Here is a 14,843-nt window from a genome sequence, read left to right on the forward strand (position 1 = left end):
CGCCTCGTGACCTTCTTCATTCAGTGAGCGGCCGGGGGCGGCCCCCCCCGGGGGCGGGCGCCGCCCCCCCCGCCGCGACGGGGGGGGGTGGACCCCCACAACACACAACCGGCCCGGGCTTGCTTTCCTGGCTCACACCCCCCCCGCAACCGCCGGGGGGGGGCCCCCGCCGCCCCCGGGGGGGCGGCCGCGGCCGCTCACTGAATGAAGAAGGTCACGAGGCGCGGCTGCCACGAGATCATGACCAGCACGCCGGCGGTCACCAGCAGGAACGGCATCAGCGCCTTGAAAATCGCCCCGGGATTGACACCGGTGACCCGCGAGGCCACGTACAGCGCCGCGCCCACCGGCGGGGTGAGCAGCCCGAGCACGAGATTGATGCAGATGACCACGCCGAAGTGGAACGGATCGATGCCGTAGGTCGACTGCGCCACCGGCAGCAGGATCGGCACCAGGATGATCAGTGCGGCGATGCCGTCGATGACCGTGCCCACCGCCAGCAGCAGCACGTTGATCAGCAGCATGAACACGAACGGATCGGTGGTCAGCGACTGGAGGTAGACGGTCAGCGCCTGCGGCAGCTGTTCGTAGACGATGATCCAGCCGAATACGTTCGCCGCGGCGACCAGCACCAGCACCACCGCCGTGTTGGTGGCCACCCGCAGCAGCATCGGCCCCATGCGCTCGAAGTGCATCTCGCCGTGGGCGTACTTGCCCACCACCACGGCCATCGCCGCACCGAGGGCGGCGGCCTCGGTGGGCGTGGTGACCCCGCCGATGATGCCGCCGATGATCACCGCGGGCACGAGCATGGACGGTATGCCAGCGACCACGTTGCGTGCCTTCTCCGCGAGCGTGAGTCGCTCGCCGGGCGGATAGTTGTAAACGAATCCGAGCAGGGCGATCACGGCCATGAAGCCCACCGCCATCAGCAGCCCCGGGATGATCCCGGCGATGAACATGTCGCCGATGGAGATCTGGGCGAGCACACCGTAGATCACGAACAGCATGGACGGCGGGATCACCGGGGCGAGCAGCGCCCCCGCGGCCGTGGTGGCGGTCGCGAAGCCGCGGTCGTAGCCCTTGTTGTGCATCTCCGGGACCATGACCTGCGACATCACCGCCACCTGCGCGTTCGCCGAGCCGACGATGGAGGCGAGCAGCATGTTGGCGAGGATGTTGATGTAGGCGAGTCCGCCGCGCACCGCACCGATGAACGCCGAGGCCAGCGAGACCAGCCGGCGCGTGATGCCGCCCTCGTTCATGAGCTCGCCGACGAGCATGAACAGCGGAATCGCCAGCAGTCCGTACTTCTCCAGTCCGCCGAAGAACTGCTGGGGATAGGAGAGGTAGAGCACGGCGTTGTCGCTCACGCCGATGTACACGAGCGCGGCCACCGCAAGCACCACCGCGATAGGCACACCGAGAAACAGCAGGGCGAGAAAGGTACCTGCAACCATCACGTCACTCCCGCGCGGCGGCCCGCGCGTCCTCCGCCTCCGGCGCCGCGTCGTCCCGCCCGGTGATCATGGCGGCGGCGCTCGCACAGAGGTTGTCGAGCCCGTGGACGAGGGTCGTCACCGCGACCAGCGGCACGATCAGCCAGAACCAGGTCTTGGAGATGCCGAGGGTCGCCGTGGGCTCCTGGTAGATGTAGTTGAACGTCTGCGCGGAGAACTCGGCCACGTCGAAGCCGCTCTGCGCGAAGGTGATGGGGTCGAACCAGAGGTAGGAGAGCACGACCAGCGCCGCGGCAAAGCCGACTACGATCAGGTCGGAGAGCACGCGCATGAACCGGCGTAACGGCCCCGGCACCACGTCCTGGAGCAGGGTGACCGACACCGCGTCGCGGGTGTGGATGGTCAGCGCGAGCCCGAACATCGCCAGCCACACCATGGTGTAGATCGCCAGCTCGTCCATCCAGAAGATCGGCTGCCCGATGGCGCGGCTGCCGACATTCACCAGGATCATCAGCGGCAGCGCCGCCGCCAGCGTCTGACAGGCACGCGCCTCGAACCAGCCCAGGGCGGCGCTCAGCCGCCTCAGTGCCGCGCGGGGCCTCGCCATCGGGACCCCGTCGCCACGGACCCCGGCGGAGGTGGCGGCGACAGCGCCGCCACCTCCGTCACGCTGCTGTGCCAGCCCCATACTCAAAGCAGCCGGTCGGCGTCCGCACGCAGCTCTTCGAGCACCGGCGTCTTCTTGCGCCAGCGCTGCTCCCACTCGTCGAGCTTGTCACCGAAGAACTCGGGCCCGACGCGGTGGATCTCCACATCCTTGCTCTTGACCTTGTCGAGCATGTCCTGGGTGACGTCGGTGTAGCGGTCGAACAGACCGTCCAGCGACTGGGACATGGTCTCGCGCACGAGCTTGCGGTCCTTCTTGTCCATGCCTGCCCAGACCCGGCCGGAGACGAGGCCGACCATCGGGAACATCATGTGGTTGGAGTACAGCAGCGTGTCCGCGTGGTCGTAGAGATGGAGCTTCCAGACCAGCTCGATGTCCGCATCCACACCGTCCACCTGGCCGTTGGCCATGGCGTCGTAGACATCGGTCAGCGGCATCGGCGTCGAGGCCGCACCGAGGATGTTGTAGAAGTCCTTGATGGGCTCGAACGGCGTGATCCGCATCTTGTGGCCGTCGAGATCGGAGACGTCGTCGACCTCGTAGGTGGTCAGCATCAGCCGCATGGCGGCGATGCCGTAGCCGATGCCCACGACGCCGGCCTTGCGCGGGAGCTGGTCGAGCAGCCCCTGGGCCGTCTTGGCGTGCAGCAGGGTGTCCGCCTCGCTGACGTTCTTGGCCAGGTAGGGGGCGTACAGCGCACCGAAGTCATCGACGCGATTGGAGACCTCGGCCACTGTAAGGAAGGCCATGTCCAGGGCACCGGTCTGCAGCTGCTGCATCATCTGCGACTCGTCGCCGAGCTGGCCGGATGGGAAGATGCTGACCGACAGCCGGCCGTCGGAGCGCTCCTCCAGCGCCTCACCCATGCGCTTGGCCGCCTGGGACCAGGCGTGGGACTCGGGGACGATCAGTCCCAGCTTGAACTCCTTGGCGGCGGCCGTGGCGCAGAACGCCATGAGTAGCGCGCCCACAAGGAACCGTTTGCGATGGTTCGCCATGCTCTCCTCCGTCATTCGTAGTCGTTGTTCGCGGTGATTCCGGCACCTGGCACCCGGACACCGGGTCGGGCCGGGCACGTGATTGACTACGCTACCGGTCGGCAAGCCGCATGGCCTTACCCATCGTTATTATTATTTGCACGAGAGTCTGATTCTCTTTCACAGGCGGGCGGGAACCGCGAGGCCACGCAATGACGGCGCGTAGGTTGACTGCTCCTGGCAGCCAATATCCCGCACCGGGGACGTCGGCTGCCGTCGAGAAGCCGGCCTACGGCAGGGGTCCCCGGCCGTGCCGCACCGGGTACGTTGGCTGCGCCCCGCAGCCAACATCCCGCACCGGGGACGTGGGCGGCCTTCGAGCCGCCGCCCTACGGCAGGGGTCCCGGGCGATGCCGCGCCGTGTAGGTTGGCTGCTCCCGGCAGCCAATATCCCGCACCGGGGACGTCGGCTGCCTTCGAGCAGCCGGCCTATGGCAGGGGTCCCGGGCGGTGCCGCACCGTGTAGGTTGGCTGCTCCCGGCAGCCAACATCCCGCACCGGGGACGTGGGGGGGCCGCGGGGCGCCCCCCCACCGGCGGGGGCCCGGGGCGGGCCGGCGCCGTGTCGGTGGGCGGCACCCGGCACCCACCATCCTGCCCGGGGGCCCGGGGGCGGGCGGGGGGCCGCCCCCGACAGGGGATCACCGGATCGCTAGGCGACCACGGCGTCGACGTCCAGCCCCAGGCCCTCGGCGATGCGCCGGGCGAGCTCCGGGTCCGCACGGTGGAAGTGCGGGAGCTGGCGCCGCTGTATCTCCACCGGCACCACGCCGATGTGGCCGACGATGTTGCTCACCAGGCGGTCCTTCTCATCCGCGCTCATCAGCCGGTAGAGCTCCCCCGCCTGGGTGTAGTCGTCATTGCCCTCGCGGTGGTCGTAGCGCCCCGCGTCACCGGAGATGCGCAGCGGCGGCTCGGCCACGGACGGGTCCTCCTGCGGGCCCCCGAAGCTGTTGGGCTCGTAGTTCGGCGCCGCACCGTAGTTGCCGTCCGTGCGCATGTAGCCGTCCCGGTGGTAGGTATGCGCCTCCACCCTGGGCCGGTTCACCGGGATGTGGGCGTAGTTCACCCCGAGCCGGTAGCGGTGGGCGTCCGCGTAGGACATCAGCCGCGCCTGGAGCATCCTGTCCGGCGAGGCGCCGATCCCCGGCACCAGGTTCGACGGCTCGAACGCCGCCTGCTCGACCTCGGCGAAGTAATTGTCCGGGTTGCGGTTGAGCTCCAGCTCGCCCACCTCGATCAACGGGTAGTCGGCGTGGGGCCAGACCTTGGTGAGGTCGAAGGGGTTGAGCTGGTACGACTCGGCATCCGCCTCCGGCATGATCTGCACGTAGACGGTCCACTTCGGGTAGTCGCCGTCCTCGATCGCCGCGAACAGGTCCTGGGTGTGGTAGTCCGGCGTCTCGCCGGCGATCGTCGCACCCTGGGCCTCGGTGAGGCAGCGGATGCCCTGCCGGGTCTTGATGTGGAACTTCACCCAGAAACGCTCGCCGCGCTCGTTCCAGAAGCTGAACGTGTGCGAGCCGTAGCCGTTCATATTGCGGAACGACGCCGGCAGCCCACGGTCGCCGAGCAGCCAGACCACCTGGTGAAGCGACTCCGGCGAGAGGCTCCAGAAATCCCACTGCATGGTGTTGTCGCGCATGCCGGTGCGGGGGTGGCGCTTCTGCGAGTGGATGAAGTCCTGGAACTTCAGCGGATCGCGGATGAAGAACACCGGCGTGTTGTTGCCGACCAGGTCCCAGTTGCCCTCGTCGGTGTAGAACTTCACCGCGAAGCCGCGCGGGTCGCGCACGGAGTCCGCCGAGCCCTTCTCGCCGGCGACGGTGGAGAAGCGCACGAACACCGGCGTCTCCTTGCCCACCGTCGAGAACACGCTCGCGCGGGAGTAGTCGGTGATGTCCGCGGTGACGCGGAAGGTGCCATAGGCGCCGGCCCCCTTGGCGTGGACCACGCGCTCGGGGATACGCTCGCGGTTGAAGTGCGCCATGCGCTCGAGGAGGTGGTAGTCCTCCATCAGCACCGGGCCGCGCGGTCCCGCGGTCTTGGAGTTCTGGTTATCCGCCACGGGGGCGCCCGCGGCGTTGGTGAGGCGGTTTCTGTCCGTCATCGCTGTATCTCCCTGTGCGTGCGATTCGGATAGAACGCTACGCGTCACCCGCGCCCGGGTGAAATTGAAAGGGAGCATCATGACGATAGGCTATTCATTACCTCCCGCCGTGACGGTGGAAACCGGCAGCTGCAGGGTCTGGCGCTCGCCGTCGACGACCACCGACAGCCGCAGCCGCTCCACGGACTGCGCCTCCTTCGCCCCGGGGAAGAACATGAAGCCGTAGGCCAGCTCGCCGGGCTGGATCACGCGGTCCCGCATGGAGCGTTCGGCAAGATCCCGGCGGATGTCCTTGCCGACGTTGGCGTAGCCGCTCACACCACCACCGAGCGCACCCGCGGCAGCGCCCACGGCGGCCCCCTTGCCGGCGGTGTTGACCACGTCGTCACCGCTGACCACCCCGATGGCCGCGCCGGCAATGGCGCCGGCAAGCGCCGTGAGCAGCGAGCTGCGGGCACCGCTGCGGATAGCCTCGCCCTGCTCGACCCGGGTGCGCACCCGCTCCAGCGCCTGATCGGCGCTGAGAACGGGCCAGGCGTTGCCCTCACGGTCGATCAGCAGCATCTTGTCATCGTCGATACGCACCTCGCCCGTGGTGGTGTTATCCACGACGAACTGCACCGGCAGCAGCCCGGCGCCCCGGATGTCGAAACCGAAGGCCTCCTCCGCCGTGTCCGGATCGAGGTAGGCCCGCGCCAGCAGCGTCGCGCCGTTGACCGTGACCGAATCCGCCTGGGACGCCGGCATGGGGATCGGCGCCACCCGCTGCTCGCCGTAGCTCGCGCAGCCCGCGAGCAACGCGGTGAGCATCACCGCGACCACCACCGGGATCCAACGCCTGTTGCGCATCGTGCTCACCTGTCCAGTCCTCCTGTCGGAACGTACCGTTGCCGCGCGGCGCGTCTTCCCGACGGTACCGCCACCGGCCATTATCCCGTAAACCCCGCCGATACCCGGCCATGCCCGCGGCGGGCCCGCCGAACGGCGCTGTTGCGCCGCCGAGCGCGGCCGGGCAGACTTGCTCCCCCGGGGCAGATGACCTCGGGGCCCGCCCGATCGCGTCAGCGCTCTCCATCATATCCAGCGTGTGCGGCCTGCACCGCCGCACCCGCCGTGCGTCCGCCATCTCCAGGGGAGTTAGACCACCCATGCAGGACAACGAAACACAACAAAGCGAATCGCAGGGCCTGGCGCGTCAGGCCCTCGCCGGCTCGCAGATGCTGCTCGTCGCCTTCGGGGCACTGGTGCTGGTACCGCTGATCACCGGCCTCGATCCCAATGTCGCACTGTTCACCGCCGGCGCCGGCACCCTGCTCTTCCAGGTTGTGACCCGCAGACAGGTGCCTGTGTTCCTTGCCTCTTCGTTCGCGTTCATCGCGCCCATCATCGCGGCCAAGCAGCGCTTCGGCCTGCCCGAGACCATGGGCGCGCTGATGGCCGCCGGCCTGCTCTACGTGGTGCTCGCCGGCGCCGTGCGTGCCCGCGGCACGGGCTTTATCGACCGGCTGCTGCCGCCCGTGGTGATCGCCCCGGTGATCATGGTCATCGGGCTGAGCCTCGCGCCGACGGCGGTGAACATGGCCATGGGCAAGAGCGGCGACGGCGCCCAGCAGCTCATTCCGTATGCAGACGCCATCGTGATATCGCTGGTCTCGCTGGCGGTGACGGTGACCGTGGCGGTGCTCGCGCGGGGCCTGTTCCGGCTGATCCCGATCATCTTCGGCGTGATCGCCGGCTACCTGCTGAGCTTCGCCTACGGTGTTGTGGACACCGGCGCCATCGCCGAGGCCCCCTGGCTCAGCATGCCCGCATTCACCGCACCCGCATTCGACTGGCGGGCGATCCTGTTCATGATCCCGGTGGCGATCGCCCCGGCCATCGAGCACGTGGGCGACATCCTCGCCATCTCCTCGGTCACGGGCCGGGATTACCTCAAGCGCCCCGGCCTGCACCGCACCCTCCTCGGCGACGGGCTGGCCACCTCGATGGCCGCCGGCCTCGGGGGGCCGCCCAACACGACCTACTCCGAGGTCACCGGCGCGGTGATGCTCACGCGCAACTACGACCCCCGGGTGATGACCTGGGCAGCGGGCCTGGCGGTGGTGCTGGCGTTCATCGGCAAGTTCGGCGCGGTACTGCAGAGCATCCCGGTGCCGGTGATGGGCGGCATCCTGTGCCTGCTGTTCGGCTCCATCGCCGTAGTCGGCGTCAACACCCTGGTCCGTCATCAGGTGGATCTCTCCATCGCCCGCAACCTGGCGGTGATGGCGGTGACCCTGGTCTTCGGTATCGGTGGGCTGACTGTCGGCCACGGCCAGTACAGTCTGGAGGGCATCGCGCTGTGCAGCGTGGTCGCGGTGGGCATGCACCTGCTGCTGCCGGGCGCCGAGCACTGGGGCCGCGGCCGCGGGGAGTGACGGCCGGCGCCGCCGGAACCCGGTCCCGGTGGCGTTGTCCACCGGATGATGAGCGAATTCGACGCCTTCCTGCTCGGCCACGAGCCCTGGGTACGGCTGTCGGCGTTCGCGGGCGTGCTCGCGGCGATGGCGGTCTGGGAGACGCTTGTTCCGCGCCGCCGCCGCGCTATCCCCCGTGCCCGGCGCTGGCCGGGCAACCTGGGCATCGTGGTGATCGACACCCTGGTCCTGCGGGTCGCCTTCCCCACCGCGGCGGTCGGGCTCGCCCTGCTCGCCGAAGCGCAGGGCTGGGGGCTGCTCAACGCCGTCACGCTGCCGCACTGGGGCGCGGTGATCCTCGCCGTGCTGGCCCTGGATCTCGCGATTTACCTCCAGCACGTGCTCTTCCACGCCGTCCCGGCGCTATGGCGCCTGCACCGGGTTCATCACGCGGACCTGGAATTCGACGTCACCACCGCGCTGCGCTTCCACCCCGTCGAGATACTGCTGTCCATGGGGCTGAAGATGGCGGCGGTGGCCGCGATCGGCGCACCGCCGGTGGCGGTGCTGGTCTTCGAGGTGCTGCTCAACGCCTGCGCGATGTTCAATCACGGCAACGTACGGCTGAACGGGGCGGTGGACCGCCGGCTGCGGCGGGTACTGGTCACGCCGGACATGCACCGGGTCCATCACTCGGTGATCCGCAACGAGACCAACAGCAACTTCGGCTTCTGCCTGTCCTGGTGGGACCGGCTCCTGGGCACTTACCGGCCGCAACCGGCAGCGGGGCACGAGGGCATGGTCATCGGCCTGGAACAGTTCCGCGATCCCCGTGAGCTGCGCCTGGACCGGCTGCTGCTACAGCCGCTGCGCGGCCCGACCGGGCCCTACCCGGTCAACCGCGACGGCGAGGCCTGAGGCCGGCGCATCACTCCACCGCGCAGAGGCGGCCGAGATCGACGTAGCCGGCGGCCTGCATGTCTGCAAGACGCCCGGCGAGTGGGCTGTCGGCAAGCCATTCCCGGGCACGGCGGACGAAGGTCACCTCCTCGTCGATGCGCATCTCCTCGAAGAACACCGATACCAGATAGGCGAAGGCGACGAGCTCGCGGACCCGCGCCGTCTCGCCGCTGGCCTCGCCGAACCCCTCGAACAGCGAGCGGATCTCGCTCAGGCGCACGTCCGGCTCCGGCTCGAGCTGGTCGCAGATCAGGAACCACAGCCCGATGATGAGCTGGCACCGCGCCGGCTGGCTGTCGGGTCGTATGCGCAGGGCGGTACGCACGGCCGCCACTGCCTCCCGGCGGTAGCCGTCACGACGGAAATCCAGCGCCACGCTGCGCAGCAGCGCATCGACGTTGTCGAACCGCCGCACCTCCGCCAGAGCGACCAGCAGTGACGAATGCACGGCAGCCCAGTCACGCCCGGACTCCTCCGGCCCCTCCCCGAAGGCGAGCGACAGGCCGCGCAGCAGGTCGGTGGTATCGTGCTCGACGGGCTCGCCCGGCACCCCCTCGTCGGCGCGGTCGCTCCAGATCGGCAACATGCACGCGGTCTCGACCCCGGCCAGACGCGCCAGGGCGCTATCGAGGGTGACCTGGGACCACGCGAGTCGGGGATGTCTGCTGCCGGATGCCATACCGATGTCCACTACCACTACACTGCGCAAAGCGCGCCAGTATAGATCACGCGACCCCGGTATCCACCACCCCTTTCCGACGGAAAACCGGCAATGCGACCCCATCGGCGGATCTGTGCTGCCGGGGAAAGGGGATTATGCCCGAAGATGTCTATGTGACTGAGATGCGGGGCGTTATCCTGCTCATTAACATTTGACGCACCGCATCATTCAGGAGACCAAAGACCATGTCCGCCAATGAGCTTACCGTCCTCAATCTCAACCCCACCGAGCTCGAGCGGATTACGCGCGACGCCCGTTCGCTGCGTGCGCAGACCATGCGCGCCGGCAGTGCACGGCTGTGGCGCAGCCTTCTTCCCGGACTGACGATGCGTCGCCCCCACCCCTGGCTGACGGTGCACGTGGCCTGAGGTTTCAGGAGTCCGTCTCCCGGGCGCGTTCACGCTCGTAGCGTTTGATCAGCCGCCTGCGCCGCACCGGCGTCAGGTGGTCGATGTAGAGGCGGCCGTCGATGTGGTCGCATTCGTGCTGGACACAGGCCGCCTCCAGCCCTTCCGCCTCGAATTCATACCACTCGCCGTGCACGTCCTGTGCACGCACATGCACACGGTCGACCCGGGACTTCGTGCGCTCGCGCACCCCCGGCACCGACAGGCACCCCTCGTCCAGCGGCATGGGCTCGCCCAGCTTCTCGTAGGTGGGATTGGCGAGTACCCGCGCAGGGTTGTCCTCGACCTGCATGACCGCCAGGCGCAGATGGATCCCGATCTGGACCGCCGCGAGGCCTATGCCCTCCTCGGCATGCATGGTCTCGAACATGTCGTCGACGAGCGACGCGAGCTCGGCGTCGAAGCGTTCCACCGGGCGCGAAACCTGGCGAAGACGCGGGTCGGGATGGGTCACGATGGGATGCGGCATGGTCCTGGCTTTCCTCCCGAGGGGTGTCACTAATGGCCGACGGCCGGTCGTGGATACGATAGCCATTTACGGCTCGGGAATGAAAACCCGCGTTTATCTTCTACGATTACGCAGACATGCAGCGCCGCACATGGCGACATGTCGACGCGTGCGCACGGTTGAAATACGTGAAATCGCGCACACTCTTGCTGTCGGGACGGTAGTACTGAAAGACTGGAGCTGCAGGGGTTCCCGCAGGGACCGGCTAGCAAACGGCAAATACATCCCCACGACGGGAGACAGGAGAAGAAGCAATGATGCGTTTCGATATGAAGAACACCCTTCTGCCCATCGGCCTGGGGCTGGTGCTGACGCTGGGAGCGGCCGGCCTCGCCAGTGCCGACAACAGCATGATGGACAAGGAGGGCGCCTACTGGTCGAACCCGCAGGACACGGTCTGGAAGAACGCGGACGGTGAGTGCTGGTACGACCCGAACCAGTCGAAGATGCAGAAGCGCGAGGAGTGCGGCGACGTCATCGAGACCGCGGAGCCGGAGCCCGAGCCGGAGCCGAAGATGGTTGAGCGCACCGAGCGCGTCACCATCGATGCGCGTACGCTGTTCGGCTTCGACAAGGCCACCCTCACCGACGAGGGCCGTGCCCGCCTCGACCAGATGGCCCAGCGCATCGACCGTGACTGGGAGGTCAGCAGCATCCGCGTCCTCGGTCACACCGACCGCATCGGCCCGGAGGCCTACAACCAGAAGCTCTCCGAGCGTCGTGCCCAGGCAGTGGCGGACTACCTCATGAGCAAGCCCACCATGGCCGGCTACGACATGCAGGTCGTCGGCATGGGCGAGGGTGATCCGGTCGTGCAGTGCGAGAACACCGGCGGCCGCAACGAGCTCATCAACTGCCTGCAGCCCAACCGGCGCGTGGAGGTCGAGGTCACCGGCATGAAGACGGTGACCGAACAGAAGTAAGCGCCGGCGCTTCCGAGTCAGGGTCGCTGCGGCGACCCGTCCCGACGCCCCGCCCTCTCCGGCGGGGCGTTCTCGTTTCCGGGTCTCCCCCCGCATTGTTCAGCCCCCCCTTTGACCCTCACCGACATCACGTGCTGGCATCGGCGCAGCGGGCACGCAGGCGCCGCGGGTGGTATGCTCGCCCCACGCCAAGACGCCGTCGGGCAACCCGCGCAGAAGGGCCCTTCACACCGAGGAAACGTCAATGCCGAGTCAGCCGAGCCGCGACCTGGAGACCTTCGATAACCCGGCCCCGGAGAGGGACTACACCATCCGGATGACCATCCCGGAATTCACCTGCCTGTGCCCGATGACCGGCCAGCCCGATTTCGCCACGCTGTACCTGGACTATGTCCCGGACGCACGCTGCGTGGAGCTCAAGTCGCTGAAACTCTATGTCTGGTCATTCCGCGACGAGGGCGCGTTTCACGAGGCCGTGAGCAACCGGATACTGGAAGACCTCGTCGCCCGGCTGGCACCGCGTTTCATGCGCGTGCGCATGGCCTTCGCCACCCGCGGAGGTATCGACACCACGGTGGTCTGCGAGCACGCCGCCGAGGGCTGGCGGCCACCGACACCGGTCACCCTTCCCTAGGCCTTCCACGGACGCCGAGGGGGAGAGCGCATGACCGGAGCGCGGTGGGACATCGACGGCACACCGGAGGCCGGCAAGTCGGCATACGGCCGGCGCACGCACACCCGCCCGCGCCTTCCCGCCTGGCTGCTGCCGGTGGTGGTTGCCGTCTTCGGGCTGACCGTGAGCCTGTTGGTGACCTATGCCGCGTACCACCATGAGCGCGGGCGCGCGGACACGGCCTTCCGCATCGCCGCGCGTGAACACGTCACCGCCATCACCCAGACCTGGCGCCAGCAGTTCGCGAGCGTTCGCGAGATCGCCGATCTGTTCCAGGTCAAACAGGTCGTCACCCGCAAGGATTTCTCCCGCCTCGCCCGCTCCATCCTCGCCCGCCACCCCACCATCGAGGCCCTGGAATGGGTACCGCGCATCACGCACCTGGGCAGAGAGATTTTCATCGCACGGGTCCGTGCCGAATTCCCCGGCTTCACCATCCGGGACTTGAGCGCCACCGGCGAGCTGGTGCGCGCGCCGAGGCGCGAGGAGTACTACCCCATCCTCTACGTGGAGCCGTTCACCGAGAACCGGCGCGCACTCGGATTCGACCCGTCGGATAACGAGGCGCGCAGCAACGCCATACGCGCCGCCATCGACCGTGCCGAACTCTCCGCAAGCGCGAGCACCTCCCTGGTCCAGGATTCGGGCAACGAACCGGCGATCCTCGTGTTCGTGCCGGTATTCCAGCACAACGGCAACATCCATACCCGCGGCACACGGGGATTGGCGGAGGGTGTCTTCAAGGTGCACGCGCTGGTCACCGACGCCCTCGCGGTGCTTCGCTCCCAGGGCCTGAGGATCACGGTAAGCGACGTTACCGGGCGCGACAGCCGCGAGACACTGCACACCCGGACGTTCGAGGACGATCCCCCGGCCTGGTACCAGTGGTCCGGCGGGCAGCATCTGGCACACGTCTGGAGCACCGGCGGCCGGACCTACAGCGCAGCCGTGGCGGCTACCGGCGCCCGCTTTGCCTACGACCTCCGCGGACCCGCCGTGGCGCTCGGCCTGTCGCTGGGACTCACGGCGCTCGCCACCTGGCTGGTCGGTCAGATGACCCGCCGGGAACGCGCGGTACGGGAACTCGCCGACCAGCGCGCGACCCAGCTCGATCACCTGAGCCGTCACGACGCACTCACCGGGCTGCTCAACCGCGCCGGTTTCCAGCAGGAGATCGAGCTGGCGCTCTCCCGGGTCCGCGAGGAACCCACACGCCAGACCAGTCTCTGCCTGGTGGACCTCGACCAGTTCAAGCTCATCAACGACGTCTGCGGCCACGAGGCTGGCGACGCCCTGATGCGCCGCCTCGCCCGCCGCCTCTCGGAACTGATCGATACCGGCGACTGCGTCGCCCGCCTGGGGGGCGACGAGTTCGGGATCCTGCTCCACAGGCACGGCGCCGAACAGGCGCGCGAAGCCGCGGCGCGTTATCTCCACACAGTGGAGACCACGCGCTTCAGCTGGGGGGAGCGGCTGTTCCCGGTAACAGCGAGCGCGGGGATCGTCGAGATCAACGCGGGCACGGAGTCCACGGCATCGGCCATGAGCAAGGCGGATGCGGCCTGCTACATCGCCAAGGATCATGGCCGCAACCGCATCCACGTCTTCCGCGAGGACGATCACCTCAGCGATCGCTACCGCACCGAGATGACCTGGGTGAGCGCCATCCGCGAGGCACTGGACGAGAACCGCCTGAGCCTTTACTGCCAGCCGATCCTCCCGTGCCGGCAGGGCGGTGGTAAAGGCGAGTCCCGCCGGCGCCGTCTGGAGCTGCTGCTGCGCATGCGTGACCGTGACGGCGAAATCATCGTCCCGGGGACCTTCCTGCCCGCTGCGGAACGCTACGGACTGATGCCGAGCATCGACCGCTGGGTGGTGGGCAACCTCATCCGCACGATCCGCCCCCATGACCGCAAGGACACCCTCTGGTTCGTCAACCTGTCGGGGCAGACGCTGGGCGACCTGACGTTCTGCGACTTCATCCTGCACACGCTCCACCACCACGACATGGCACCGGAGTCGCTGTGCTTCGAGATCACGGAGACCGCAGTAATCTCCAACCACGCCACCGCACGCACCTTCATCCAGCGCCTGCGCAGCGTCGGCTGCCGCTTCGCGCTGGATGACTTCGGCAGCGGCATGGCGTCGTTCAGCTACCTCAAGGAACTGGAGGTGGATTTCCTCAAGATCGACGGCGGCTTCGTGCGCGGCATGCCCAACGACCGCCTGGACCGCGCCGTCACCGGCGCCATCCAGCGCCTCGCCCGGGAACTCGGGATCTCCACCATCGCGGAATTCGTGGAAGACGAGCGTATCTTCCGCGAGGTACGCGAACTCGGCATCGATTACGCCCAGGGATATCTCTTCGGCCGCCCCACCCCCATCGAGCGCTACCTGCACCGGCCGCGGGGTCCCAACCTGACCATCATCCACGGCCACCGGCCGAGCTGATCCCGCGTACCCTACCCTGCGCCGGTCACGGACTCTTCGTTCCGGGATCCCCGCCCCTCCTCACCGCGAACCGGAGCCGCGGCAAGCAATCGCACGCCGGCGGGGCCCGGTCCCGCGCTACGCAGTCTCCGCGTCGGCAAACCCGGACAAGGGGGATCGCGCCGTCAGCAGCCTGTCATCGGCGCCGGCGTAGATGCGGCGCGAGCGCAGGTAGCCGGCGCCGAGCCAGGGCGGCTCGCGGGCGTCGACGGGCATGCCGGGGCGTATTCGCCCGGTGCGCTCGTAGTAGGCGGCGTAGCCCCGCTCCTCGTCGCTGAGCGAGATGCCGAGGCGCCGGGCATTGAGGGCAAAGCGTTCGTCGCCGTCGAGCACACGCTCAGGTTCACCACTCCCACCGAGGCCACCGTGTCGAACAGCCCGAGGAAGTCGTGGCTGAGCGGGAAGCCGGCCAGCGTCATCGGCTCCGGGCGCCCCAGCAGCTGGGCGTCGAGCTTGCAGAGCCGCACCAGCCAGTTCACGAACGCCCGTGCC

General features: G+C 68.3%; 14 protein-coding genes. 6 read left to right on the top strand and 8 right to left on the bottom strand.

What is annotated here, in order from left to right:
* Positions 1–197 precede the first annotated feature (197 nt).
* From ACEZHJ_RS05250 to ACEZHJ_RS05270, 5 genes are all read right to left on the bottom strand, one after another.
* The gene (locus ACEZHJ_RS05250; protein ID WP_018719438.1) at positions 198–1,460 is read right to left on the bottom strand and encodes a TRAP transporter large permease; all 1,263 of its coding nucleotides are present in this window, start codon (positions 1,458–1,460) and stop codon (positions 198–200) included.
* 4 nt (positions 1,461–1,464) lie between these two features.
* A complete protein-coding gene (locus tag ACEZHJ_RS05255) occupies positions 1,465–2,067 on the bottom strand; it encodes a TRAP transporter small permease (RefSeq protein ID WP_156831279.1) in 603 nt (200 codons plus the stop codon).
* Positions 2,068–2,150: 83 nt separating this feature from the next.
* Positions 2,151–3,125: a TRAP transporter substrate-binding protein gene (locus tag ACEZHJ_RS05260; protein WP_051088259.1), complete on the bottom strand. Its 975-nt coding sequence runs from the start codon at positions 3,123–3,125 to the stop codon at positions 2,151–2,153.
* Between the two features lie 690 nt (positions 3,126–3,815).
* Positions 3,816–5,273 carry a catalase gene (locus ACEZHJ_RS05265; RefSeq protein ID WP_018719441.1) on the bottom strand — a complete coding sequence of 486 codons (1,458 nt, stop codon included), beginning with the start codon at positions 5,271–5,273 and terminating at the stop codon, positions 3,816–3,818.
* Positions 5,274–5,363: 90 nt separating this feature from the next.
* Entirely contained in the window at positions 5,364–6,122 is a 759-nt protein-coding gene (locus tag ACEZHJ_RS05270; RefSeq protein WP_018719442.1) for a hypothetical protein, read from the bottom strand.
* A gap of 299 nt (positions 6,123–6,421) precedes the next feature.
* Here ACEZHJ_RS05270 and ACEZHJ_RS05275 point away from each other — a divergent pair, with 299 nt between their 5' ends.
* Both ACEZHJ_RS05275 and ACEZHJ_RS05280 read left to right on the top strand, forming a co-directional pair.
* Complete coding sequence (locus tag ACEZHJ_RS05275) at positions 6,422–7,690, top strand: uracil-xanthine permease family protein (RefSeq protein ID WP_018719443.1); 1,269 nt, start codon at positions 6,422–6,424, stop codon at positions 7,688–7,690.
* 45 nt (positions 7,691–7,735) lie between these two features.
* Positions 7,736–8,587: a sterol desaturase family protein gene (locus ACEZHJ_RS05280; RefSeq protein WP_375036308.1), complete on the top strand. Its 852-nt coding sequence runs from the start codon at positions 7,736–7,738 to the stop codon at positions 8,585–8,587.
* Between the two features lie 10 nt (positions 8,588–8,597).
* Here the strand turns inward: ACEZHJ_RS05280 and ACEZHJ_RS05285 are convergent, their stop codons facing one another.
* Entirely contained in the window at positions 8,598–9,308 is a 711-nt protein-coding gene (locus ACEZHJ_RS05285) for a hypothetical protein (RefSeq protein ID WP_018719445.1), read from the bottom strand.
* A 227-nt stretch (positions 9,309–9,535) separates the two neighbouring features.
* On the opposite strand from ACEZHJ_RS05285, the gene ACEZHJ_RS05290 reads away from it, so the two are divergent.
* Positions 9,536–9,718: a hypothetical protein gene (locus ACEZHJ_RS05290; RefSeq protein WP_018719446.1), complete on the top strand. Its 183-nt coding sequence runs from the start codon at positions 9,536–9,538 to the stop codon at positions 9,716–9,718.
* A 4-nt stretch (positions 9,719–9,722) separates the two neighbouring features.
* On the opposite strand, the gene def is transcribed toward ACEZHJ_RS05290, so the two are convergent.
* Positions 9,723–10,226 carry a peptide deformylase gene (def, locus tag ACEZHJ_RS05295; RefSeq protein WP_018719447.1) on the bottom strand — a complete coding sequence of 168 codons (504 nt, stop codon included), beginning with the start codon at positions 10,224–10,226 and terminating at the stop codon, positions 9,723–9,725.
* Positions 10,227–10,519: 293 nt separating this feature from the next.
* Between def and ACEZHJ_RS05300 the strand changes: the two genes are divergently transcribed.
* The 3 genes from ACEZHJ_RS05300 (at position 10,520) to ACEZHJ_RS05310 (ending at position 14,312) form a co-directional block, all read left to right on the top strand.
* The gene (locus ACEZHJ_RS05300) at positions 10,520–11,188 is read left to right on the top strand and encodes an OmpA family protein (RefSeq protein ID WP_018719448.1); all 669 of its coding nucleotides are present in this window, start codon (positions 10,520–10,522) and stop codon (positions 11,186–11,188) included.
* A 244-nt stretch (positions 11,189–11,432) separates the two neighbouring features.
* Entirely contained in the window at positions 11,433–11,822 is a 390-nt protein-coding gene (gene queF, locus ACEZHJ_RS05305; RefSeq protein ID WP_018719449.1) for a preQ(1) synthase, read from the top strand.
* Between the two features lie 30 nt (positions 11,823–11,852).
* Entirely contained in the window at positions 11,853–14,312 is a 2,460-nt protein-coding gene (locus ACEZHJ_RS05310; protein WP_375036309.1) for a bifunctional diguanylate cyclase/phosphodiesterase, read from the top strand.
* A 117-nt stretch (positions 14,313–14,429) separates the two neighbouring features.
* Here the strand turns inward: ACEZHJ_RS05310 and ACEZHJ_RS05315 are convergent, their stop codons facing one another.
* Positions 14,430–14,684 (bottom strand): hypothetical protein, encoded by a 255-nt coding sequence (locus ACEZHJ_RS05315; RefSeq protein WP_375036310.1) that lies wholly within the window; start codon positions 14,682–14,684, stop codon positions 14,430–14,432.
* Between the last annotated feature and the right edge of the window lie 159 nt (positions 14,685–14,843).

Source organism: Arhodomonas sp. KWT2, assembly GCF_041949875.1.
Lineage (GTDB): Bacteria > Pseudomonadota > Gammaproteobacteria > Nitrococcales > Nitrococcaceae > Arhodomonas > Arhodomonas aquaeolei.

What these genes read in the sequence shown, in the direction of transcription:
- ACEZHJ_RS05250 (WP_018719438.1), bottom strand. Translation starts at nt 1,460, where the DNA reads ATGGTTGCAGGTACCTTTCTCGCCCTGCTGTTTCTCGGTGTGCCTATC.
- ACEZHJ_RS05255 (WP_156831279.1), bottom strand. Translation starts at nt 2,067, where the DNA reads ATGGCGAGGCCCCGCGCGGCACTGAGGCGGCTGAGCGCCGCCCTGGGC.
- ACEZHJ_RS05260 (WP_051088259.1), bottom strand. Translation starts at nt 3,125, where the DNA reads ATGGCGAACCATCGCAAACGGTTCCTTGTGGGCGCGCTACTCATGGCG.
- ACEZHJ_RS05265 (WP_018719441.1), bottom strand. Translation starts at nt 5,273, where the DNA reads ATGACGGACAGAAACCGCCTCACCAACGCCGCGGGCGCCCCCGTGGCG.
- ACEZHJ_RS05270 (WP_018719442.1), bottom strand. Translation starts at nt 6,122, where the DNA reads ATGCGCAACAGGCGTTGGATCCCGGTGGTGGTCGCGGTGATGCTCACC.
- ACEZHJ_RS05275 (WP_018719443.1), top strand. Translation starts at nt 6,422, where the DNA reads ATGCAGGACAACGAAACACAACAAAGCGAATCGCAGGGCCTGGCGCGT.
- ACEZHJ_RS05280 (WP_375036308.1), top strand. Translation starts at nt 7,736, where the DNA reads ATGATGAGCGAATTCGACGCCTTCCTGCTCGGCCACGAGCCCTGGGTA.
- ACEZHJ_RS05285 (WP_018719445.1), bottom strand. Translation starts at nt 9,308, where the DNA reads ATGGCATCCGGCAGCAGACATCCCCGACTCGCGTGGTCCCAGGTCACC.
- ACEZHJ_RS05290 (WP_018719446.1), top strand. Translation starts at nt 9,536, where the DNA reads ATGTCCGCCAATGAGCTTACCGTCCTCAATCTCAACCCCACCGAGCTC.
- def (WP_018719447.1), bottom strand. Translation starts at nt 10,226, where the DNA reads ATGCCGCATCCCATCGTGACCCATCCCGACCCGCGTCTTCGCCAGGTT.
- ACEZHJ_RS05300 (WP_018719448.1), top strand. Translation starts at nt 10,520, where the DNA reads ATGATGCGTTTCGATATGAAGAACACCCTTCTGCCCATCGGCCTGGGG.
- queF (WP_018719449.1), top strand. Translation starts at nt 11,433, where the DNA reads ATGCCGAGTCAGCCGAGCCGCGACCTGGAGACCTTCGATAACCCGGCC.
- ACEZHJ_RS05310 (WP_375036309.1), top strand. Translation starts at nt 11,853, where the DNA reads ATGACCGGAGCGCGGTGGGACATCGACGGCACACCGGAGGCCGGCAAG.